Source organism: Dyadobacter sp. BE31, assembly GCF_031457695.1.
In the GTDB taxonomy this organism is placed as follows: Bacteria; Bacteroidota; Bacteroidia; order Cytophagales; family Spirosomataceae; genus Dyadobacter.
In genome coordinates this window covers 256379-279325 of the sequence record NZ_JAVDXA010000005.1, presented here as the reverse complement: position 1 = coordinate 279325, position 22947 = coordinate 256379, and the positions used below count along the sequence as shown (strand labels likewise).

Below are 22947 nucleotides of genomic sequence, written 5' to 3'. Positions count from 1 at the left end.
ATCTCCCCGGAAGATGGGTAACCATTCCAGGGAGACCTTTAAAATCGGGTCGATTGTTAGTCTACGGCCTAATTGAGCCTTTCATAAATACCGGCAACACCCTGGCCGCCACCTACACAGGCAGTTACCATGCCGTATTTCTGGTCGCGGCGCTTCATTTCGTTGAAAAGTTGCACCGAAAGCCTGGCGCCCGTCGAGCCCAATGCGTGCCCTAATGCAATGGCGCCGCCGTTCGGGTTCACGATCGTGGGATCGATGCCCAGTTCCTGTATCACCGCCAACGATTGCGCCGCAAAAGCCTCATTCAATTCCACTTGTTGAATGTCGCCCAGTTTCAAACCGGCTTGTTTCAATGCAAGTGGTACAGCGGCTACGGGACCGATGCCCATAATGCGCGGGTCTACGCCCGCAGTCGCGTACGACATCATGCGTGCGATGGGTTTCAGGCCGAGCTCATTCACCAGCCTTTCCGACATAACCAGCACAAATGCGGCCCCATCCGAAGTTTGGGAAGAGTTACCGGCCGTTACCGAGCCGCCCGCTGCAAAAACGGGTTTCAACTTATTCAATGCATCCACAGTCGTATCCGCACGTGGGCCTTCGTCCTGGCTGATCACCGTTTCCTTCGTCTTTTTCTTGCCGGAAGCCTGGTCGAAATACGTTTCTTTCACGGTCACCGGCACAATGCCATCCGCAAACCAGCCTTCTTTCTGCGCGCGCAGCGCTTTTTGGTGTGATTGGAATGAAAATTCATCCTGCGCTTCGCGACTGATATTGAAATCCTTTGCAACCTGTTCGGCGGTGAGGCCCATGCTGAGGTAATAATCCGGATTGGTATGTGCTATTTCGTAGTTCAAAGCCGTTTTCCAGCCCATTGTAGGCACTAGCGACATCGACTCCGTACCGCCCGCAATAATGCATTCGGCCATTCCGGCATGGATTTTCGCCGACGCCATCGCGATTGCCTCTACGCCCGAACCGCAATAGCGATTGATGGTAATTCCGGATACATTCTTAGGCAACGAAAGTAATGCCACATACCGGCCCATCTGCATGCCCTGCTCGGCCTCAGGCACCGCATTACCCACAATTACATCATCCACACGGGTCGGGTCGAGCTGCGGGGTTTGTTCCAGCAAATGCTTGATCACCGCTGCACCGAGGTCGTCGGGACGAGTAAACCGGAAACCGCCTCTCGGCGCCTTGCCCACCGCGGTGCGATAGCCCGCAACAATGTATGCGTTCATATTGGATCTGTTTTGGAAATCGATATTAAGCAGACATATTAATTAGTATGCCTGCATACCATTCGTAAAAATAGGTATTAATCCTAAAACAACAAACCGCCGGAGTTTGTTTTCCGGCGGTTTGCAACTACCAAGTCTTTGCTGATGGAAGTCTTAATTTTTAAGAAGGGATATGTCCTTGTTCCAGCTCTTTGGGGCGTTTTGCGATGTCGGGCATGACGATCCACAGGATGATGTAAAACAAAATGACAGGGAACGTCACCGGAATGAAGACTGCGAGCACGAACAATACACGGATAATGGTGACGTCGATTTCGAAGTAATCGGCTAATCCTGAGGCTACACCGCCGATCATTTTGTTGCTGGTGTTACGGAACAATCTATTGTGGTTCATGGCTATATCTGTTTAAATCGTTTTGATGTTTCAAAGGTACTATGCATTGCCTAGTAGTGGTTTTGAATCTGTACAAACGGTCCTACACCGTTGGCACGGGTGATTTTTGAGGATAGAGTAATGGCTGTGAAAAGATTAGATATGCATTAGGATTCTGCCGGATGTTGCGTAATACTATTGGCAATGAATTACCTTTGGGATTGTAAATGCGGGTTTTGCTGACAATGTGACACGCGATTTGTGGCAGGCTCAATATTTTATAAGGAAAAACCGGTTAAAAAACATACAACACATCATGTTTAAAATATTTTCCAAGCTATTTGGCACGAAATCGGAACGGGACCTCAAAGAACTGACCCCGTACGTTGAAAAGGTAAATGCCGAATATGCATTGCTAGCCTCTCTGTCGAACGACGAGCTCCGGGCCCAGTCCGCGAACTTGAAACAACATATTGCCGATCAACTGAAATCCGTCGATGAACAAATCGCTGCATTGAGACAGCAGGCAGCCGACGAACCGAATGTGGACAGCAAAGAGGCGATCTTCAAGAAAATAGACGCGCTCGAACTGGAAAGAAATAAAGAACTGGAAAAGGTGTTGCTGGATATCCTTCCAAAAGCATTTGCGATTGTGAAAGACACGGCGCGCCGTTTTACAGAAAATGATAAACTGGAAGTAACCGCCAACTATTTTGACCGTGAAATCGCTTCTAAAAAGTCGAATGTGACCATTAGCGGCGATAAGGCACTTTGGAATACAACCTGGGACGTGATCGGCCAGCCTATCAAATGGAACATGGTCCATTATGATGTGCAGCTGATCGGTGGTGTGGTGTTGCACCAGGGTAAGATTGCCGAAATGGCGACCGGTGAAGGTAAAACCCTCGTGGCTACCCTTCCTTCGTTCCTGAATGCCCTCGCAGGACAAGGCGTTCACATTGTAACCGTGAACGACTATCTCGCGAAACGCGACGCCGAGTGGAATGCACCGCTTTTCGAGTTCCATGGCATGAGCGTCGACTGTATCGACCGTCACCAGCCGAACACCATTGCACGCCGCAATGCCTATAAAGCAGACCTTACTTACGGTACCAACAACGAATTCGGCTTCGACTACCTGCGTGACAATATGTCACGGACGCCGGAAGAACTCGTTCAGCGCAAGCACCATTTCGCAATGGTGGATGAGGTTGACTCCGTTTTGATCGACGACGCGCGTACGCCTTTGATCATCAGTGGTCCGGTGCCGCGCGGCGATGAGCAGGAATTTTTGGAATTGAAACCCCGTGTTGCAAGGATCGTGGAGGCCCAAAAACGCCTCGCGATGGACTTCCTCAATGATGCAAAGAAGAAAATCCAGGCAGGAGATAAAAAAGAAGGCGGTCTGGCATTGTTCCGTGCACACCGCGGTATGCCGAAATACAAGCCTTTGATCAAATACCTCAGCGAAGGCGGCGTGAAGGCCATTATGCAGGAATCGGAATCGATTTACCTCGCAGAAAACCAGAAACTGATGCCGCAAGCCGATGCACCGCTCTATTTCACAATCGACGAGCGCCACAACAGCATCGAGCTGACCGAAAAAGGGATCGACTTCCTTACCGGCGAATCGGAAGAGAGCAATTTCTTCATTCTCCCCGATATTGCCGTTGACCTCGACGCTATCGAAAAAGATACTTCGCTCAGCGAGCACGACCGTGTAATAGCGAAAGAAGCATTGATCCGCGATTATTCCGTTAAAACAGCCCGTATTCACACGGTAAACCAGCTTTTGAAAGCATTTACTCTGTTTGAAAAAGACGTGGAGTACGTGATCATGGACGGAAAGGTGAAGATCGTCGATGAGCAGACCGGCCGAATCATGGAAGGCCGCCGCTATTCTGACGGCTTGCACCAGGCGATAGAGGCGAAGGAAAGTGTACGCGTGGAAGACGCTACGCAGACTTACGCGACGATTACCCTTCAAAACTACTTCCGGATGTACCACAAACTGGCTGGTATGACCGGTACCGCGGAAACCGAAGCGGGCGAGTTCTGGGAAATCTACAAGCTCGACGTCGTTTCGATCCCTACCAACAGAGGAATCGTTCGTAAAGACCAGGAAGATAAGGTTTACCGCTCGGTTCGCGAGAAATACAATGCGGTAACCGACGAAATCGTGGAACTCGTAGAAGCAGGCCGTCCGGTACTCGTGGGTACAACTTCGGTTGAAAACTCCGAGATCATCAGCCGGATGCTCACGCTCCGCAAGATACCGCACCAGGTTTTGAACGCGAAACAACACCAGCGCGAGGCGGAGGTTGTTGCGGAAGCGGGTAAGCCGGGCACAGTGACGATCGCCACCAACATGGCCGGCCGTGGTACCGATATTAAGCTGACGCCGGAAGCGAAAGCCGCAGGCGGTTTGGCGATCATCGGTACGGAGCGCCACGAAAGCCGTCGCGTCGACCGCCAGCTGCGTGGTCGTTCGGGACGCCAGGGTGACCCGGGTTCATCTCAATTCTTCGTTTCGCTCGAAGATAACCTCATGCGTCTCTTCGGTTCCGACCGGATGGCGAAAGTAATGGATCGTATGGGCCTTGAAGAAGGTGAGGTGATCCAGAGCAGCATGATCACAAAATCGATCGAGCGTGCACAGAAGAAAGTTGAAGAGAACAACTTCGGAATGCGTAAGCGTCTCCTCGAATATGACGATGTAATGAACTACCAGCGTGACGCGATTTACACGCGCCGTCGCAACGCATTGTTCGGCGATCGTCTGGCGGTGGATATCGCTAACACATTGTACGACGTGTGCGACGAAATCGCGACTACCGCAGGAAGCTACGCAGAACTCGAACTCGCAGCCATTACTACATTGGGCATGGAAGTGCCGTTCAGCGAGGCTGAATATGGTACCATGAAGCCTTCCGACCGCTCGCAGAAACTGTACGACGCTGCCGAAAAGCAATATCAGGACAAAAACGACAGCATTTCAGGCAAAGCATTGCCGGTTCTCCGCTCGATCTACGCGGAGCGCGGTGCGGTGATTTCCGAAATCATGATCCCGTTCACCGATGGTATCCGTCAGGCAGGCGTGGTAGTAGGCCTCCAAAAAGCCATCGAAAGCGAAGGCAAGGACATTACCCGCGAAATGGAGAAAGCCATCGTACTTTCGCTCATCGACCAGGAATGGAAAGAGCATTTGCGTGAAATGGACGATTTGAAGCAGTCGGTTCAAAATGCCGTATTCGAACAGAAAGATCCATTGCTGATTTACAAATTCGAGTCGGTGGAGCTCTTCAAACGCTTCCTGAGCAAGGTGAATTTTGATATGATTTCCTTCCTGATGAAAGCTGATATTCCACAGGAGGAAGCAGCACCGCCAACTGCCGTAGCGCAGCAGGTTCGCAGACCGGAGCCCACGCCTGAGCTGCACACCAACCGTGAGGAAGATTACGACGTAGAAACCGACACATTCCATTCACAGGAATCGACTACCAAAGCGCAGCCCGTGCGGACCATTAAAATCGCCGACCGTAACCAGCGCGTTTCGGTTCAGTACCGCGATGGCCGCATTGTCCGTGATGTGAAGTTCAAAAAAGTAGAGCACGAGGTGAAAAACGGCGATTGTGTCGTGGTTGACGTGCATGAAGAATAGTCACTTATTGTCAGGCGTAGTCAAGAATAGTCAGAGGTTGTCATTTTTTGTTTAAAATTAGATTATACAATACCTGACTACAAAATCAACACTTGACCAACACATGACAATACCTGACTACAAATGACAACACTTGACCTCCAAGCATAATGTCAACGAAAAGCCCCGGCGCCACTCGTCGGGGCTTTTTCGTTGCCGGAAAATCAGGATTTATGCGATATTTGCATTTCGGAGACCATCATTAACAAAAAACAAGCTTGCATGAAACTGCATAGAGAAGGATATACGATCATGGCTGTAACGGCCATTGTGCTGATCATGATCAATTTAGGGATCAACTATCTCCTTCCCGACGGCTACTGGATCCCCCGCATTGTATTAACTGCAAGCATTGTCATCTTCTTCCTTGTAGTACAGTTTTTCCGGGTTCCCACGCGTGTGGTACGCCAAAGCGACCGCGAAATCGTAGCGCCCTGTGACGGTAAAGTTGTGGTGATCGAAGAAGTGGTGGAAACAGAATACTTCAAAGGACCGCGCCGGCAGATCAGCATCTTCATGTCGCCGCTGAACGTACACGTGAACTGGAACCCTATCAGTGGGGTGATTCAATATTTTAAATACCACCCTGGCTTGTACCTCGTAGCCTGGCACCCGAAATCCAGTACCGAAAACGAACGTACGACAGTTGTAATACGTAATAAGGAAGGTATCGAAGTACTATTCCGGCAGATCGCGGGCGCGGCTGCCCGTCGTATACGCTGGTATGTGAAGGAAGGTGATAAAGTGGAACAAAGCACCGAGATGGGCTTTATCAAATTCGGGTCCAGAGTCGATCTTTACATTCCCCTGGACGCCGAAATCAATGTCAATCTTCAAGACAAAACGGTAGGTAGCGTTACTGTGCTGGCTACATTAAAATAAGCGCCAGCTCAGGATCTGCTCAAAAAACTGTGGTACCGCATTGGGATACACCACAGCCATAAAAACCATCCCGAAAATCGCCCCATACATGTGTGCGCTGTGGTTTACATAGCTCGTACCTCGCCGTGCCTCGTAAAAAGAATACCCGAGGAAAAGCAAGCCGAATATGAAACCGGGCATGCAAATGAAGAAGTAAAGGCAGATCTGCATCAGCGGAGCAAAGAGGATCGCCGCGAAAAGTACTGCCGAAACGCCGCCCGAAGCCCCGAGAGAATTATACTTCGAATTTTTCCGGTGTTTCAGAAATGTAGGAATGTCCGACACGATAATGCCGACCAGGTACAGGAACAAATAGTAATACGTTCCACTCGGCCCGAAAAGCATTGAAAACAGCCGCTCGATGCTCTCTCCCACAAACCACAAACTGAGCATATTGAAAATCAGGTGCCCAAAATCTGCGTGCACAAAACCCGAGGTCACAAACCGGTAATATTCGTTGCGTTGCGTCACGCGGTATGGGTTCAGGATCAGCTTATCCATTAAGCTGTAATTGTTGAATGCGTAATAGCTGATCCCCGAAGTTATGATCACTAAAATGAGGGTAATCGACATATAATGGGTTATTTGTTGATAAGATTACTTTTCCCGCGCCACAAGCTGCTCCACAAACTGCAAGAGCACTTCTTTCTGAACGCTGTCTGTGCGCAGTTGCTGTAAACTAGCCATTCCACGCGAGAAATATTCATTTATTTTACGTTCGGTAAATGCGCGGATGTCCAGCGCATCGTAAATCCCAGTCACAGCCGCCACTTTCTCCGCATTATCGAAGGTATCAAGGCTTATCCAGCGGTCGAGCTCGGTTTTCAAACCGCCTTCTGCTTTGGATAATGCTTCGATCAGCAGGAATGTCTTTTTATTGGCAATAATATCGCCGCCCACCTGTTTTCCAAACTTCGCGGGATCGCCGTAAACATCCAGCAAATCGTCTTTCAGCTGGAAACCGATACCCATGTTCTCACCCGCCGAGTATAAAAGTCTCGCCGTCTCCTCATCCGCTCCGGCGATCACCCCGCCCAGTTCCAGCGCAAAACCGAGCAGCACCGAAGTTTTCAGGCGGATCATACCAATGTACTCTTCCTCCGTCACATCCCAGCGTGTTTCGAAATTCATATCGAGCTGCTGGCCTTCGCACACTTCCGCGGCGGTTTGGTTAAACCGGCTCAGAACTGCGCGCAATTTTTCTTTATCTACATCCAGCAGTAGGTCATAGGCACGGATCAGCATTACATCTCCCGACAGAATAGCCGTATTCGCATTCCATTTCTCGTGCACGGTAGGCATACCCCTGCGCAGGGGCGCGCGATCCATGATATCGTCGTGCATAAGCGTGAAATTGTGGAACACCTCCACCGCCATAGCCGGTTTCAGGGCCTTTTCGATATCCGTATCAAAAATAGAGGCGGCAAGCAGCGTCAGCAACGGCCGGAAACGCTTCCCGCCCAGCGACATAATATAGGTTATCGGCTCATAAAGCTCCACAGGCGCATCGCCATAGGAATGCCGGTCAAATTCAATCTGAAGTCTTTCAAGTAATGATGTGGGTTGGATCATGCGAAGCGTAATGTTGCGGGGCCCATGGATGGCCCTACGGGTTATGTGAACCGCAAAGATAAAACCTAAAAACTGGCATTTACATTTACAAAAGCAGTATTTAAAAAGCCTTTATCAATAACTTTACCCCGATCAACAAAATCTGCTTTCAATGCCTTTCTTCCAATATTTTAACGGCGAAGTCTGCCTGCTCGACCAGCCCGTTTTCCAGACCAGCGACCTCGGCTTACTGCGGGGCTACGGATTATTCGACTTTTTCAGGACTTATAACGGCGTTCCGTTCCGGTGGAACGATTACTGGCAGCGTTTCGAGAATTCGGCGCGGTTGCTGAAACTGCCGCTTCCGGTGACGCAACAAGAGACGGAAAAGATCCTGGCCGATTTGCATTCGATGTCCGGAGAGGCCGAAGTAGCATTCCGGTTTGTACTTACAGGCGGCTACGCGCCGGATGGCGTGCACGTGGTTCAGCCCAATCTGCTGATCCGCACCGAAGCGCTGCCCCAGGATAACCCGGCTGGCCGGTTGAAAGGTATTAAAGTGTTACCTTATGAATATGTTCGCGATTTGCCGGAGATCAAAAGCACCAATTATGTGCATATGGTGCTCATGGCCGACGAAATGAAACGCCAGCAGGCCGCAGATCTGCTTTTCCATAAAGACGGTGAAGTGAGCGAACTCACGCGAAGCAACCTGTTCGCATTCCAGGGCGATAAGCTCATTACCTCTGACCGTAATGTCCTCAACGGCGTGACGCGCCGTGTCGTGATCGAGCTTGCCAAGGCAGATTTTGAGGTGGAAATACGTCCGGTAACCTACAAAGAAGTGATTACCGCCGATGAAGTGTTCACTACCAGCACCACCAAATGGGTTATGCCGGTAGTACATATCGGCGACCAGCCTGTCGCAAACGGCCTGGCTGGTAAGCGAACTTTACATCTGCAAAAGCAATTTGAAGAACTGGTAGCCCGCTGGGGTAAATAACAAAAAAGTGGCGATCCGTTGGGAAAGCCACTTTTCTACTACGCTTCGTAATAAGCACTTATTTAGTTAGGCGCAACTGGTGAGGCAATATTGACGATCGGCCACTTACCTGGCACAGGAACACTCACACCCTTGGTGGCGCCTCTTGTCGTTCCGTCCGCACCGAAATAGTAAAGCGGCCAGCCTTTGTAAGTCAGCTGCTTTTTCCCGAATACATCGATCGTGCTGAACAATGTCTTATCCACACCCGTCGGCAGCGATTTCAAATCGGCGGTGTAAATAGGCCAGGCACCGTCATTCGAGAAATCGGCCTTGGTGTAATTGTTCTTATTGTTTTTGTCGTTGGCAAACGCATACAATGTCCTTCCCTTACCGTCGGTGAAGAACTGGGTAGTACCGGTGCCCTCGGTGTAATCCGATTTGTACGATTTTCCGTCATTGCCCACCAGCTGCCCGCTGGCGATCATAATGGTGTAATCGGTTTTGGCCACAAACCAAACTGTTCCTACATTCTCTCCTTTTACATCTCCCGCAGCCACGTCGTCTTTATAATAGTAAAGCGGCCAACCTTTGTAAGTAGTTTGCGACTGCCCATTCGTGGTAATCGTGCCGAAATCGGCCTTATCCAAACCGGCATCGAGCTTGATCGCCGTCAGGTCGCCTGCCGAATAGATTGGCCAGTTAACTAAGCACTGTCCTGAGCAAGCCGAGGCACCGGAGGCATCTTTTGAGAAGTAATAAAGCGTTTTACCATTTTTGTCCGTCAGGATCTTGCCCAGCGTCGCATTGTCTTTCAATTGAACATCGTTGGTGGGTGTTGGGGTAGGATCGGTTTTGTCGTCGTCGGAGCACGAGAAGCTGACCGCCATTAACAGTCCCAATGCAACCAGCATTCTGGAAGTTGAAAAGATTTTCATCGGATTTAATTATGATTTGTGAGAGATGAATTGGATACGTCGCGATTACGACCAAACCTTTCCGATGGTTGCGTGTATGGGTTAAAACAAAAAAAGCATAACCGGAGAGGGTTATGCTTTGAAACTTTTCAGACGAGCAACAAATCAGGCATTCCAGCCCTGTGCCGTAAGCGGCACGCGGGAATCGCCCTTCGTATGGAGCTCCACCTCGCCTTTTTTATCGGTGATATAACCGATAAAAGTGATCTTGGGATTGTTCTTGATCTGCTCGTAGGCTGACTGCGAAACCGTGAAAAGCAGTTCGTAATCTTCGCCGCCGTTCAGTGCCGCGGTAGCCGCACCGATATTCAGTTCCGAAGCCGCCAGGTAGGTTTGTTCGTCGATCGGCAGCCGCTCTTCGAAAATCACCGCGCCTACGCCCGATTGCGCGCATATATGCAGGAGATCGGAAGCGAGGCCGTCCGATAAGTCGATCATCGAAGTCGGTATCACCCCGGCTTCGTCGAGTTCATAAACCACGTCCATTCTCGCTTCCGGGCGCAGCTGGCGCTGGATCACGTAGTCCTTTCCTTCGAGCTCCGGTTGCATATTCGGGTTGGCCAGAAACACCTGTTTCTCTCTTTCGAGCAATTGCAGGCCCATATAGGCCCCACCCAGGTCGCCCGTCACGCAAAGCAGGTCGTTCGGCTTTGCCGTATTCCGGTATGCGATTTTATCTTTTTTAACCTTCCCAAAAACACTCACGGATATGATAAGCCCCGAACGCGAGGAAGTGGTATCACCGCCTACGAGATCTACATTAAAATCTTTGCAAGCCAGCTTCATTCCCTCATAAAGCTCATCCACTGCTTCTACCGAAAAGCGGTTGCTTAATGCGAGATTGACCGTAACCTGCCGCGGAATACCGTTCATAGCAGCAACATCGGAAATACCGGCTGCGATGATTTTATACCCAAGATGTTTGAGCGGGAAAAACGTAAGGTCGAAATGGATGCCTTCGAGGAACATGTCGGTCGTGAGCAAACCGAATTCTTCGCCCAGATCGATCACCGCCGCATCATCGCCAATGCCCCTCACGGTATCGGGCAATGTAGTCCGTATTCCTTTATTTATTCTTTGAATCAGCCCGAATTCCCCCAGGCTGCTTATTTCAGTTCTTGTTTCCATGCCGCAAAATTAGATAAAAAAGCGAAGCCATTCCCGCATTGGAAATGGCTTCGCGATCGATATGCTATATTGACTTTCCGCTTACGGGTTGCTCAATGTGTATTCATTAATGGTGTTTCCCGTTTTAGGACTTGCCGTGAGGCGTGTGAGCACTACCCGCGAATCTTCCAGCCCGCTGATCGTGAATTCCAGCTTACCTCCCGAACCGGTTGGTTGCGGAGTCAGGTTGGTGAGTACCAGCTTGGTATCGCCTTCCAGATCCCAGTTTCCTGTGAAGGTTTTGCCGTCAACATCTGTTAGGCTCACTGTTTTTGTACCGCCAGTGTTAGTAAGCGTCAGCCGGAAGCCGGAGTAAGCGGCTTCGATGTTGCCGGAACCGCCACGGGTATAAACCACCGTTGCACCGTGCTTAACAGATTCTGCCGTCCAGGCCTTTGCGATCCTTTCAGATACAGGTGCAACTTTCTTTTTGCAACCGGCAGCCAACAGTCCCAGAATCATCACTGAACACCAAAGAAGAGCGTAACTTTTTCTCATATTTTATTTTTCGTGAATGTCTTTTCAAAACGCCAAGTTCTTACTTTTTAGTCTTATAATCAAAATATTCATGTCAGATCGTTTTCTAAATTTTCCAACGGAATACCCTTATCGCTAAATTGCGCGCTAAAACAATATAATGAAAGTATATACCAGGGCACAACTGGCGCTTCGCAATGGGCAGGACCGGGAAGAAATATGGTGTGCATATAAAGGAATGATTTATGACGTAAGCTCCTCACGGCTCTGGCGCAATGGCCACCATTACGAGCACTGGGCCGGCCAGGACCTCACCAAAGAGCTCGGCGATGCTCCGCATACCGAACGCGTTTTTGAGCGGTTCAATATCATCGGCAAGCTGCAATTACCCGAATAACCCAACCGAACGATACCAAATGGCTTCCAAATATATCCTTATTGCCGACAGCGGTTCTACCAAAACAGACTGGGCTATTGTCGACTACGGCAATGGTAATTATCAATCGGTACAATCCGCAGGTATTAACCCCTTCTACCAGACTACCGAGGAAATCATCCCCGTTTTGCAAAGCCAGGTCGTGCCCGGCATCGGCGGAGATATTGAGGAAATCCATTTCTATGGTGCGGGCTGTGCCAACGACCAATCCAGCTTGCCGGTTACCAATGCCTTGAAGCATTGTTTCCCGTCCGCAACGGCGGTAGAAGTGGCTTCTGACATGCTCGGGGCCGCACGTGGATTGTGCGGGCATGAGCCCGGGCTTGCGTGTATATTAGGCACAGGCGCGAACAATGCGTTTTTCGATGGCAGCCGTATTACGCATTCCATTGGCTCGCTGGGTTTCTGGCTGGGTGATGAAGGTAGCGGCTCCTATCTGGGCAAGACGCTGGTCGTGCATTACTTGCAAAACGAGCTACCGGAGGATCTTCACGAAAGTTTCACCAAAGAATATCCCGGCCTCGACCGCCTTACCGTGCTCGACCATGCCTATAAAAAGCCTTATCCGAACCGGTATTTCGCCTCGTATTCCAGATTCATTGCGGAAAACCGTACCCATGAATTCATCCAGGCTTTAATCAGCAATGCATTCGGGCTGTTTGTAAAGAAATATGTTTTGAAACATGCGAATGCGGCGCAACATCCCGTGCATTTCACCGGCTCGATCGCCTATTATTACCAGGATATTCTTCGGGTAGTGCTCGAAAATAATGGTTTAAAAACCGGCCGTATTCTGAAATCGCCTTTGGAAGGATTGATCGGTTATCATCTCACCGATTTGAAAGCTTAAAAAGTTAATGAAATGTTAAACAGCGCAGCGCCGGTCATGTTACGGCTGGCACGGCTGTTTAATTGAACGAATGGCCGTATATTTATTGGTCATTTCGAGTTAGTTATGTCAAGACGTACCATTCAATCCCTCACGGTTTTTTCTGCATTGCTCATTATCGGCGTTGTTATCACGCAGATTTACTGGGTAAAACAGGCGCTCGACCTCCGGCACCGGCAGTTCAACCAGAATGCCCACATAGCATTGCAGGACGTGGCCGGAAAACTCGCCCACGTGTGCGGGGTAATGCAAACGACCAATCCCGTAGAGCAGCTTTCACCGGAATATTTTCTCGTGAATACCAATGCCACCACCCAGCCCGAAATGCTGGAACATTTTATCAAGGACAGTTTTCAAAAACATAACCTGATCACCAATTTCGAGATCGGGATTTACGATTGTACTACCAACCGCATTCGTTACGCAATGTCGTTGAGTACGAAGAATAACGATAAAATTCCCGCTAAAACGACCAATTGGGTTAAAACCGACAAGTATCCCTATTACTTTGGCGTGCGCTTCCCCGAGCAGGAAACCTATTTCGCGGGCAGTATTAATGGGGCCATCTGGTCGTCGGCGCTGGTTATGGTGGCGGTGTCGTTCTTTGCGTATGCATTGTTTGTGATTCTAAGGCAAAAACAGCTTTCGGAAGTACAGCGTGATTTTGTCAATAACATGACGCACGAGCTGCAAACGCCCATTTCGACCATCCGCATCGCCGCCGACGTGCTCAATTCCGACAATATCGTGTCCCAGCCTGTGCGGCATAAGCGCTATGTACAGATCGTACAGGACGAAATCCTTCGCTTGCAAGGCCAGGTGGAAATGGTACTCTCCATGGCCAAAGCCGAACGCGATGCATTGCATTTGCAAAAGGAACGGCTCGACGCCCGGCAGATGATCGAATCGATTCTGCTGCCTTATGAAGAAAAAGTACGCTTCCAGGCCAATGCGACCAACAGCATGATCGACGCCGACCCGTTCCACCTCCGCTGCCTGATCAGCAACCTTGTCGATAATGCATTGAAGTATTCCGACGATGTGCCGGATGTGGTGGTGGAGACATACAATAAAGGCAATAACCTCGTTATAGCTGTCCGCGACCAGGGTATTGGCATCGCGCCCGAATACCAGAAGAAGGTTTTCAACCAGTTTTTCCGCATCCCTTACGGCGATGTGCATAATGTGAAAGGCTTCGGGATCGGTTTGAGTTATGTCAAACAGATCGTCCGTGCGCACCGCTGGCACCTCGGATTGGAAAGCGCCCTGGGCAAAGGCAGTACATTTAAAATCACTATTCCGCAGAAACACGCTTGATGAAAAAGAGAATCCTGTACGTTGAAGACGACCCCAATCTGGCATTTGCCACCAAGGATAACCTCGAACAATACGATTACGAAGTCGTGCACGCGACGGACGGCGCCGAAGCGCTGGAATTTTTCGGAAAAGAACATTTCGACATTTGTGTGCTCGACATCATGCTGCCCAAAATGGACGGCTTTACATTAGCTGAGAAGATCCGCGCTTCCGACAGCCAGGTGCCGATTCTCTTTCTTTCCGCTCGCTCGATGCAAGAGGACAAGATCAAAGGCCTCAAACTCGGCGCCGACGATTACGTTACCAAGCCATTCAGCATTGAGGAGCTGAAACTCCGGATCGATGTCTTCCTTCGTCGTAGCAAAGCCGACTCCATATTGGTCGTAAAACCTGGCAGCAAGCAGATCGGGAAATATGTATTCGATTTTCAAAAACTGACACTGACACTCGACGGCAAATCGCAAAGCCTCACATTCCGCGAGGCCGAAGTGTTGAAATTCATGGCCGAACGCACCGATCAGGTAATCCGCCGCGACGAGCTTTTGAAGGCTATCTGGGGCGACGACGACTATTTTATGGGCCGCAGCCTCGATGTTTTCATTTCGAGATTACGCAAATATCTTTCGGGCGATCCGGATATCCGCATTGATAATGTGCACGGTGTGGGTTTCAGGATGAGATGGTAAAATGGAGTTTTTTTGAAAATTTGTTTTGCCGTTACTTGCTCAACAAAAATTAATTACGCATCTTTGCACCCTCATTTGGAAAAATTGTAAGTCATGGCTAAGGTTTGTCAAATAACAGGTAAAAGAACTCGCGTCGGAAATAACGTTTCCCACGCTAACAATAAAACAAAACGTAAATTCTTCCCGAATTTGCAAAAGAAACGTTTCTTCCTTCCTTCATCAGGAGAATGGGTTACGTTGAAAGTAGCAGCTTCTGCTCTTCGTACCATCAACAAAAACGGTATCGAAGCAACTATACAAAAAGCATACGACAAAGGAACGCTTACGTTCTAAAAGGAATTTTACGAATTTATTTGGAAAAGGACTTTCCTCCGATCGGGAAGTCCTTTTTTTCGTGGATTGATTATTCCAGACAAATTCCGTGATGGCAACTACCGGCCAGGTCTTTCTGTTGTTAGGCTCCAACCTCGGCGATCGCCCGCAGGTGCTCGCAGCCGCGCGTGAAGCCATTGCCGAACAGGCCGGAAGCATTACTAACCAATCCGCGATCTACGAAACCGCTCCCTGGGGCATTACCGATCAACCGGCATTCCTGAACCAGGTACTCGAAATCACCACCTCCCTCCTCCCTGAGGATTTGCTCAGGATCATTCTCAACATCGAGCACGACCTCGGGCGCGTACGTTACGAGCGCTGGGGCGCACGTGTGATCGACATCGACATTTTGTATTTCGGGCAAACCGTCATGGATTCCGCCCGGCTTACCTTACCGCACCCACGCATTCAGGACCGCCGTTTTGTATTGGCGCCGCTGGCTGAGATCGCACCCGATTTTATTCATCCCCTTTTTCAAAAAACCTCCTCCCAACTGCTGGAACAATGCCCCGACACATCCGCCGTGTCAAAAACACCTTGAAATAGTACCATAGGCATTTTCTCTGTTTCATTTCCGGCGTAAAGCCATTTATTCAGGTTTTTTACCAGTTCATCATTTTTTACTGTCTTTTTAGGCTGATTAACACGTGCTTTGTCGGACCTCCCAAAAAATGTCGAAATATTTTTTAGTCATTGGAAGGGGGTATATCCACACTGAGTTGTCAAGGAGAAAAGGAAAAATTCAATTTGATCGTCTGTAATAATGACCGCCTTCGTCGACAGCAACATAAACCAATTTGATAGTAAACAAATCCAGTCCATGAAAAACAGAATACTCAAATGCCTTCTATTAGCCTTGATCAGCCTGCCGGCCCTCGCCCAGAACCGGCATTCCGTGAGCGGTTACGTCAAAGATAACTCGAATGGCGAGGGACTCATTGGCGTATCCGTTTACGTACGTGAAGCCGAAACCGGCGTTGTTACCAACCCTTACGGTTTTTATTCACTGACACTCCCCGACGGCAAGTACACGCTCGTATTTACCTATATCGGCTACCAGAAAGTGACCCGCGAAGTGGTACTCGATGGTGACAAGACTGTAAGCATTGAAATGGCCGACGAAAGCAACCAACTCGCGGAAGTGACGATTTCGACACAAAAAGAGGACGAGAACGTGCGCAGCATTGAAATGTCGGTGAACAAGGTGGAAATGAAAACCATCCGCAAAATGCCCGCATTGCTCGGCGAGGTCGATCTCATCCGCAGCATTCAGCTGCTTCCCGGCGTGACGACCGTCGGCGAAGGGGCCTCAGGTTTTAACGTACGCGGTGGGGATGTTTCCCAAAACCTGGTATTGCTCGATGAAGCACCGGTTTATAACTCTTCTCACTTATTCGGCTTTTTCTCGGTATTCAACCCGGATGCGGTGAAGGATGTGAAGCTCATCAAGGGCGGTATTCCGTCACAATATGGCGGCCGTATTTCTTCTATTCTCGATGTGCGGATGAAAGAAGGTAATGCCAAGAAACGCGAAATCAACGGCGGTATCGGTTCGATATTCTCCCGCCTGACTTATGAGCAGCCTTTTGCAAAAGGAAAAGGATCGTTCATTGTCGCAGGACGTCGTTCGTACATTGATATTCTGGCAAAACCTTTCCTGAACTCGGATTTGAAGGATTCGAAATTCTATTTCTATGATCTGACGGCGAAAGTGAATTACCAATTGGGTAATAAGGATACCTTCTACGCATCAGGATATTTTGGAAAAGATGTGTTCGGCGGCGGTGATTTCGGCTTCGGATGGGGCAACAAAACGGCCACAGCCCGCTGGAACCACATTTTTTCCAATAAGCTCTTCATGAACCTGACCGGTTATTACAGCAACTACGACTATAACCTGGGCCAGAACCAGAACAAACCCGACGCAAAAGACAAGTTTGACTGGAAATCGAAGATCATCAGCACCAGTATCAAGCCTGATTTTACATTTTACATCACTCCTAACAACCAGTTGACGTTCGGTGGCCAGTACATTTATTACGATACACGCCCCGGAAAAGCGACGTTCGTTTCGGAAGGCGATATGCAAGACATCAGCCTTGAACCACGCTATGCCGACGAGTCTGCATTATATATAGGTAATGAATTGAAATTCGGCGACCGCATTTCATTGCAGTATGGCGCGCGCTACTCCTACTTCCGCAGCCTCGGGCCAGCCACAGAATACGAGTACGCCGACAAAGGCAAGGGCGTCCGCAGAGATCCGATTTTCCCGGGGACGGAATACAAAAGAGGGGATGTGATCAAGAGCTACGGCAACCTGGAACCGCGTGCGGCATTGAACATCGGTATTACCAGCAATGCGTCCATTAAGGCCAGCTATAACCGAACATCGCAATATTTGCACTTGCTTTCCAACACTGCAGCCAGCTCACCACTCGATGTCTGGACTTTGAGCGGCATCAATATCAAGCCCGAAAAGGCCGATCAGGTTGCATTAGGCTGGTTCCAGAATTTCAAGGATAATACCTACGAGGCTTCTGTGGAAGTGTATTACAAAAAACTATACAACCAGATCGACTATGTGCCGGCTTCCGACCTGCTGCTGAACGAATATTTCACCGGCGACCTGCTGTTCGGCAAAGGACGCGCTTACGGGGCGGAGTTTTATGTAAAGAAAAATAAAGGCAGACTGACCGGCTGGGTAAGCTATACGCTTTCGAGAACAGAGCGTTTGGTAGAATCCATTAACAATGATGATTGGTTCCCTGCCCGTTTCGACAAACCGCATAATATTACCGCGGTAGCTATCTACGAACTGAACAAGCGCCTGTCACTTTCGTCCAACTTCACTATTCAAAGCGGAACCCCGGCAACATTCCCGACCAACCGTTACAGCACCGGGGGCTTTGAGATTGGCAACAATTACAATGGCTTGCGCAACAACAGCCGCATTCCGGCTTACCACCGCCTGGATTTGGCCGCGACATTGAAAGCGAAAAAGAAACTTTTCAAAGTCGGAGAAGGCGAATGGGTATTCTCAGTATATAATGTATACAACCGTCGCAACCCGTTCTCGGTCTACACGAGGGTCAACGAGGATAACCCGCTTAAAACAGAGGCCGTACGTTATTCAGTGATCGGAAACTTCATTCCTTCCGTGACCTACAACTTCAAATTCTGACACCTGCAAACTGAAATCACGCCAGAAAAACTGCAATGATGAAAACATTAAAATATATCAAATACCCTGCATTGTTCGCGCTTGCATTGATGTCCCTCACAAGCTGCGAGGATGTGATCGACCTCGATACGGCGAACGGCCCTTCCCAGCTCGTGGTAGATGCCTGGCTTACCAACCAACCCGGTGAACAGGCCATCAAATTGTCGTGGTCGCAAGCCTATTTCGACAACAATACCCCCAAACCCGTGCTGGGCGCACAAGTAACCGTTACCGACGACAAAGGCAAGGTTTACAAATTCGAAGACACCGACGGCGACGGCAAGTATACCTGGGGCAAAACCACCGCCGACACGCTCGGGCACGTAGGCCGCACCTACTCCCTCAAAGTCGTGAACGGCACCGACACCTTCACCGCCCAGTCCGAACTGAAACGCGTACCAACCGTGGATTCGGTGGTATATCGCCACGAAAAATGGCCATTCGAGCCCGATAAAGGGCCCCGCGAAGGTTTTGTGGCGTCATTCTATGCCCGAGATCTGGAAGGCGTAGGCGATACTTACTGGATCAAACCGGTAATCCGCGGAAAAGCGGTGGTAGATAAGGCAGCCAATATTTCCATTGCCTACGACGCCGCATTCGGTGCCGGCGCGCCATCCGACGGGCTGATATTCATCCTTCCGTTACGCGAATCGATCACCACCGACTCCTTGTATTCAGCAGGAGCGCAAATAGGTGTCGAGCTACACAGCATTACCTACGAGGCATTCGAGTTTCTCAAACAGGTGAACGAGCAAGGTACGAATGGCGGGTTGTTCGCCACCCCGATTGCCAACGTCCGGTCGAATATCATCAATGCCGATCCCAAGGGCCCTAAGGCGCTCGGATTTTTCAGCGCATCGGCTGTGAGTCGCATGGAAACTGTGATTGACCCGGAAAAAGCCCGGCCCGACAACGATTAAAAATTACACTTCAACAGCAGATGTATCCACTGGAGAGCCCCGGTTCCCAGTGGATTTTTTATTATATTTCATCCTGAATCAAACTAACCTATGAAGCGCCTCTTCTCACTCCTGCTCATACTCCCGATCACGCTTGCCGCCCAGAAACGCCCCCGCGACCTGGGTATCAAAATCGGTGTGCTGCCCACAGGCGCATTGAATGCGATCACCGATGTAACGGGCGTGAAGGTAGGCCAGGTGACGCTCACGGAAGGCGCGGATGTACGTACGGGTGTGACGGCCATTCTCCCGCACGACGGCAACATGTTCCAGCAGAAGGTGCAGGCGGCAATGTATATTGGCAATGGTTTTGGCAAAATGACGGGCTATTCGCAAGTCGAAGAGCTTGGTACCATCGAATCTCCCATTGTTTTAACCAACACATTAAGCGTCCCCACCGCCGCCGACGCGGTGATCGACTGGACGCTCGGCCAGAAAGGCAACGAGAATGTAAGATCGGTGAACCCGGTTATAGGAGAAACCAATGACGGCTTCCTGAACGACATCCGCGGACGCCATGTGCGGAAAGACCATGTTCTAAATGCATTGGCCCAGGCCGAAACAGGCCCAGTAGCCGAAGGTAATGTGGGCGCGGGAACAGGTACGGTTTGTTTTGGCTGGAAAGGCGGCATCGGTACAGCTTCGCGGAAACTACCCGAAAAGCTCGGCAACTACACAATAGGTGTGTTGGTACAGACCAATTTTGGAGGTGTTTTGAAGGTAAACGGTGTGCCCGTAGGCCAGGAACTGGGTAAATATGCCTTCAAAGAAGCCCTCGACAAGTCGTCCGATGGCTCCTGTATGATGGTAATCGCTACCGACGCGCCGCTGGACGCCCGCAACCTGAAACGGCTTGCAAAACGCGTTATGCTCGGCATGGCACAAACGGGCGGCATTGCCGCGAACGGCAGCGGCGACTATGTGATCGCATTCTCGACAGCCAACAAAGTCCTGCACGAAACGTCCGAAGCAGTTTTCAGCTCGGCATTCTTGCACAACGATTACGTTTCACCGCTTTTTATGGCGGCCATGGAAGCAACTGAGGAAGCTATTATCAATTCGCTTTTTATGGCCAGGACTTCCGAAGGTACTCAGGGGCACAAAGTAGAAGAACTCCCGAAGGACAAAGTACTGGAAATCATGCGCAAATACGGTCGGATTAAGGAATAGCCTGAGAAATAGTTCGACGTATATGGTAAACAGTCAGTGAATACCCCTAAGGGAATCACTTATATTTTGGGTAATGCAAACAATTAGTTAGGATTTTAGCTGAAAAGCGCTAATTTTCAACCCTTTACGAAACCGGGTAATCTTACCTGGCTTTTCCTGTACTTTCCCGTATTGACCAGACCTGTCGCTTAGAATTAATTTTGATGTGTAAATTCTAGTACTCAACCCCGAAAAGTATGGAACATTCTATTACACACGCGTGCCTCGTCCATCCGCACCCCTTAGAGTGCGAGGCGGTTGCAGAATGGCTGAGGAGGAGGTCTTACATCGAGCTGGTTGGTAAGTGTAATAATCTTGAACAAATCACCCAGTTACCCTACCTGAAAGAAATTGATATCGTAGTTGTATTCGCTCATCACGCCGAGAAGACGGCAGACCAGATTTTAAAGATCAGAAAACTCTACCCCAAACTGAAATTCCTCCTGCTTGCCCCCAGCCCATCGGCCGAATCGGTCCGTGAAGTAGTGCGGTCGGGCGTAAGCGGTTATATTGTTTTTGAAGCCGAACTCGATGAATGGGAACGCGCCATACGGGCCGTTTCGGAAGGAAAAGTGTACTATGGGCAAGAAGTAATGCTCAAACTCGCTGAGACTTCCATGGACAAATATATCCAGGACCCCGCCCCTTCCACACGTGATTTTTTAAGCAAGAGAGAAGTTGAAATCCTCCGGCTCGTTGCCAGCGAATACTCTACCAACAAGATCGCCAGCGAACTGTGCATCAGCGACAAAACCGTCGAAACCCACCGCCGTAACCTCTTTCAGAAACTGGGTGTCAGAAACTCGGTTGGCCTCACCAAAATAGCCGTCCGCATGGGCGTAGTGTAGTTTTTCACCGGTTTTCATAGTGGGAAACCCTTAAAAACAATAGTCAAAACCATTAGTAAAATCAGGGTAAAAATCCGGAAAATTCAGGGTATCTGCCGATTGAAATAGCGCTTGCGCCGCAACAACTTTGTCTAAGTGTTTTAATTATGGAACTGACAAAGCGCGAAAAGGAAATCCTGGATCTGATCATGGACGAAATGAGTTCCAAGGAGATCGCCGAAAGGCTGCAAGTGAGCATTTCCACCGTAGAAGCCTACCGGCGAAGTCTGTTCAGAAAATTCGGTGTACGTTCGGTGATAGGGCTGGTAAAAGCAGCCATGAAAATGTAGTACTCGTAATTGCAAATTGGTATGGCAGATATCCGTCGCATGGCCGTCAACTGGGTCGACGGGATGAAAATCTCGCGGCAACATTTTATCGAAACAGATCATTACCACACCGATCAGGTTCGACGCGCCGGAGCCGCATTACTCACTCCGCTGAACTTTGGCCTGCTCCTTCCCAAAGACGGGAACGACCCGCTGGAAGTACAGGTACTGGGCGACGCGGGCAATCAGATCAGGGTGAAAGTGAACCGCTGCCAGGCGATAGCACCCGACGGCAGCCTGCTCGACGTCGAAGAAACGGACGAACTGAAACTCGACACGTCGCTGGCCGGAATCCTGGAACAATACCGGCTTCCGATGACGCAGAATGTGGAAATATACATGGTACTCAGCGTGGGCATGTTCGAAAGACAACCTGCCGGAACGCCTTCGGAGTCCGAAATTCCGGTGCGGCACCCTTACACACTCGCGCTTTCACGCGTGAGCCTGGTGCCTTCGGAGCTTATCAATATCGAACAATGGGGCGGTCCTGGGCTGATTATCGGCAAGCTGGCATACAGCAACTCCGAATTGCGCGTTTTGCACGATTTCGTTCCCGCAAGCCGGACAGTGCGCAGCCACAAAAACCTCCGCGAATGGCATAGTCGGTGGACGGGTTATTTGAATGACATCGAAATGTACTCGTTCAGGATTTTGCAGAAGATCAAAACCAAAAGCCAGAAAAGTACGCTCGCGGATAGTGTACAAATGATGGTGGAAGGGCTTATCAGCACGATGACGATGTTGAATATCAGTTTCCAGCGAATAATTCCCTTCGAACCGCCGGTACAAATGGTAACATCGATGATCCAGACGGCTCAGGCTATCCGTGTAGCGATGGAATGCCTCACAGACAGAGAGAAAGAAGAACTGCTGGGTTACCTCGGCGAATGGGCCGATGACTCGCCCGGAAGCATTGAAAAGCAGCTGTTAGCCGTGATACAAGCGCCGTTTAATCAAAACGACATGTTACCGGGTCTGCGGGTCATCGATAATTTTTACGCCATGTGGACCGCCCTGTTCCTGAAACTGAGCCAACTCGAGTTTATCGGAAAACGCAAAGGACAGCAGGTGTTTATCATCGAAAGTCCTGTACACGAGCCGCCCGTGCAACCGGAGAAAGCAAAATCCCGGTGGAGCCCTCTTTAGCTCATCTGCCCGTCGGTCCCGCACAGTCCCGTTCCCAGGGATTTAAATCCCTGGATATAAAATGTACCGCGCCTCTGGCGCTACCTGAGATACCCT

General features: G+C 49.8%; 22 protein-coding genes. 15 read left to right on the top strand and 7 right to left on the bottom strand.

Annotation, left to right across the window (positions count from 1 at the left end; translation table 11 throughout):
* Positions 1-68: 68 nt before the first annotated feature.
* Together J2Y43_RS24460 and J2Y43_RS24455 are read right to left on the bottom strand one after the other, a co-directional pair.
* Complete coding sequence (locus tag J2Y43_RS24460; RefSeq protein WP_309988318.1) at positions 69-1247, bottom strand: acetyl-CoA C-acyltransferase; 1179 nt, start codon at positions 1245-1247, stop codon at positions 69-71.
* Positions 1248-1407: 160 nt separating this feature from the next.
* Positions 1408-1641 (bottom strand): PspC domain-containing protein, encoded by a 234-nt coding sequence (locus J2Y43_RS24455; protein WP_309988321.1) that lies wholly within the window; start codon positions 1639-1641, stop codon positions 1408-1410.
* 295 nt (positions 1642-1936) lie between these two features.
* Here J2Y43_RS24455 and secA point away from each other — a divergent pair, with 295 nt between their 5' ends.
* Both secA and J2Y43_RS24445 read left to right on the top strand, forming a co-directional pair.
* Positions 1937-5281 (top strand): preprotein translocase subunit SecA, encoded by a 3345-nt coding sequence (secA, locus tag J2Y43_RS24450; protein ID WP_309988323.1) that lies wholly within the window; start codon positions 1937-1939, stop codon positions 5279-5281.
* Positions 5282-5542: 261 nt separating this feature from the next.
* Positions 5543-6202, top strand: a complete 660-nt coding sequence (locus J2Y43_RS24445; RefSeq protein WP_309988326.1) for a phosphatidylserine decarboxylase family protein — start codon at positions 5543-5545, stop codon at positions 6200-6202.
* On the opposite strand, the gene J2Y43_RS24440 is transcribed toward J2Y43_RS24445, so the two are convergent.
* Together J2Y43_RS24440 and J2Y43_RS24435 are read right to left on the bottom strand one after the other, a co-directional pair.
* Positions 6194-6814, bottom strand: a complete 621-nt coding sequence (locus J2Y43_RS24440) for a rhomboid family intramembrane serine protease (protein WP_223400756.1) — start codon at positions 6812-6814, stop codon at positions 6194-6196. The two genes, J2Y43_RS24445 and J2Y43_RS24440, sit on opposite strands and share 9 nt — an antisense overlap.
* A gap of 24 nt (positions 6815-6838) precedes the next feature.
* On the bottom strand, positions 6839-7813 hold the full coding sequence (locus J2Y43_RS24435; protein WP_309988328.1) for a polyprenyl synthetase family protein: 975 nt from the start codon (positions 7811-7813) through the stop codon (positions 6839-6841).
* Between the two features lie 151 nt (positions 7814-7964).
* Here J2Y43_RS24435 and J2Y43_RS24430 point away from each other — a divergent pair, with 151 nt between their 5' ends.
* The gene (locus J2Y43_RS24430; protein ID WP_309988330.1) at positions 7965-8795 is read left to right on the top strand and encodes an aminotransferase class IV; all 831 of its coding nucleotides are present in this window, start codon (positions 7965-7967) and stop codon (positions 8793-8795) included.
* A gap of 62 nt (positions 8796-8857) precedes the next feature.
* On the opposite strand, the gene J2Y43_RS24425 is transcribed toward J2Y43_RS24430, so the two are convergent.
* The 3 genes from J2Y43_RS24425 to J2Y43_RS24415 form a co-directional block, all read right to left on the bottom strand.
* Positions 8858-9712, bottom strand: coding sequence for a hypothetical protein (locus J2Y43_RS24425; protein ID WP_309988333.1), 855 nt, complete (start codon positions 9710-9712; stop codon positions 8858-8860).
* Between the two features lie 144 nt (positions 9713-9856).
* A complete protein-coding gene (thiL, locus tag J2Y43_RS24420; RefSeq protein ID WP_309988336.1) occupies positions 9857-10879 on the bottom strand; it encodes a thiamine-phosphate kinase in 1023 nt (340 codons plus the stop codon).
* Between the two features lie 81 nt (positions 10880-10960).
* Positions 10961-11416 carry a hypothetical protein gene (locus J2Y43_RS24415; RefSeq protein ID WP_309988338.1) on the bottom strand — a complete coding sequence of 152 codons (456 nt, stop codon included), beginning with the start codon at positions 11414-11416 and terminating at the stop codon, positions 10961-10963.
* Positions 11417-11555: 139 nt separating this feature from the next.
* Between J2Y43_RS24415 and J2Y43_RS24410 the strand changes: the two genes are divergently transcribed.
* The 12 genes from J2Y43_RS24410 to J2Y43_RS24355 all read left to right on the top strand — a co-directional run bounded on the left by J2Y43_RS24410 (position 11556) and on the right by J2Y43_RS24355 (position 22851).
* Complete coding sequence (locus J2Y43_RS24410) at positions 11556-11792, top strand: cytochrome b5 domain-containing protein (RefSeq protein ID WP_309988340.1); 237 nt, start codon at positions 11556-11558, stop codon at positions 11790-11792.
* 19 nt (positions 11793-11811) lie between these two features.
* Positions 11812-12681, top strand: a complete 870-nt coding sequence (locus J2Y43_RS24405) for an N-acetylglucosamine kinase (RefSeq protein ID WP_309988342.1) — start codon at positions 11812-11814, stop codon at positions 12679-12681.
* Between the two features lie 105 nt (positions 12682-12786).
* Complete coding sequence (locus J2Y43_RS24400; RefSeq protein ID WP_223400764.1) at positions 12787-14037, top strand: sensor histidine kinase KdpD; 1251 nt, start codon at positions 12787-12789, stop codon at positions 14035-14037.
* Positions 14037-14723, top strand: coding sequence for a response regulator transcription factor (locus tag J2Y43_RS24395; RefSeq protein ID WP_223400765.1), 687 nt, complete (start codon positions 14037-14039; stop codon positions 14721-14723). The genes J2Y43_RS24400 and J2Y43_RS24395 overlap by 1 nt, the downstream gene beginning before the upstream one ends.
* Before the next feature lie 93 nt (positions 14724-14816).
* On the top strand, positions 14817-15056 hold the full coding sequence (gene rpmB, locus J2Y43_RS24390) for a 50S ribosomal protein L28 (protein ID WP_090384950.1): 240 nt from the start codon (positions 14817-14819) through the stop codon (positions 15054-15056).
* A 91-nt stretch (positions 15057-15147) separates the two neighbouring features.
* On the top strand, positions 15148-15639 hold the full coding sequence (gene folK / locus J2Y43_RS24385) for a 2-amino-4-hydroxy-6-hydroxymethyldihydropteridine diphosphokinase (RefSeq protein ID WP_309988348.1): 492 nt from the start codon (positions 15148-15150) through the stop codon (positions 15637-15639).
* Positions 15640-15918: 279 nt separating this feature from the next.
* Positions 15919-18282: a TonB-dependent receptor gene (locus J2Y43_RS24380; RefSeq protein ID WP_309988351.1), complete on the top strand. Its 2364-nt coding sequence runs from the start codon at positions 15919-15921 to the stop codon at positions 18280-18282.
* A 35-nt stretch (positions 18283-18317) separates the two neighbouring features.
* Complete coding sequence (locus J2Y43_RS24375) at positions 18318-19241, top strand: DUF4249 domain-containing protein (protein ID WP_309988354.1); 924 nt, start codon at positions 18318-18320, stop codon at positions 19239-19241.
* A gap of 90 nt (positions 19242-19331) precedes the next feature.
* Complete coding sequence (locus J2Y43_RS24370) at positions 19332-20450, top strand: P1 family peptidase (RefSeq protein ID WP_309988357.1); 1119 nt, start codon at positions 19332-19334, stop codon at positions 20448-20450.
* Between the two features lie 236 nt (positions 20451-20686).
* Positions 20687-21337 carry a response regulator transcription factor gene (locus J2Y43_RS24365; protein ID WP_309988360.1) on the top strand — a complete coding sequence of 217 codons (651 nt, stop codon included), beginning with the start codon at positions 20687-20689 and terminating at the stop codon, positions 21335-21337.
* A gap of 92 nt (positions 21338-21429) precedes the next feature.
* A complete protein-coding gene (locus J2Y43_RS24360; protein WP_262903923.1) occupies positions 21430-21666 on the top strand; it encodes a response regulator transcription factor in 237 nt (78 codons plus the stop codon).
* Positions 21667-21687: 21 nt separating this feature from the next.
* Complete coding sequence (locus J2Y43_RS24355; RefSeq protein WP_309988363.1) at positions 21688-22851, top strand: hypothetical protein; 1164 nt, start codon at positions 21688-21690, stop codon at positions 22849-22851.
* The last annotated feature ends 96 nt before the right edge of the window (positions 22852-22947 follow it).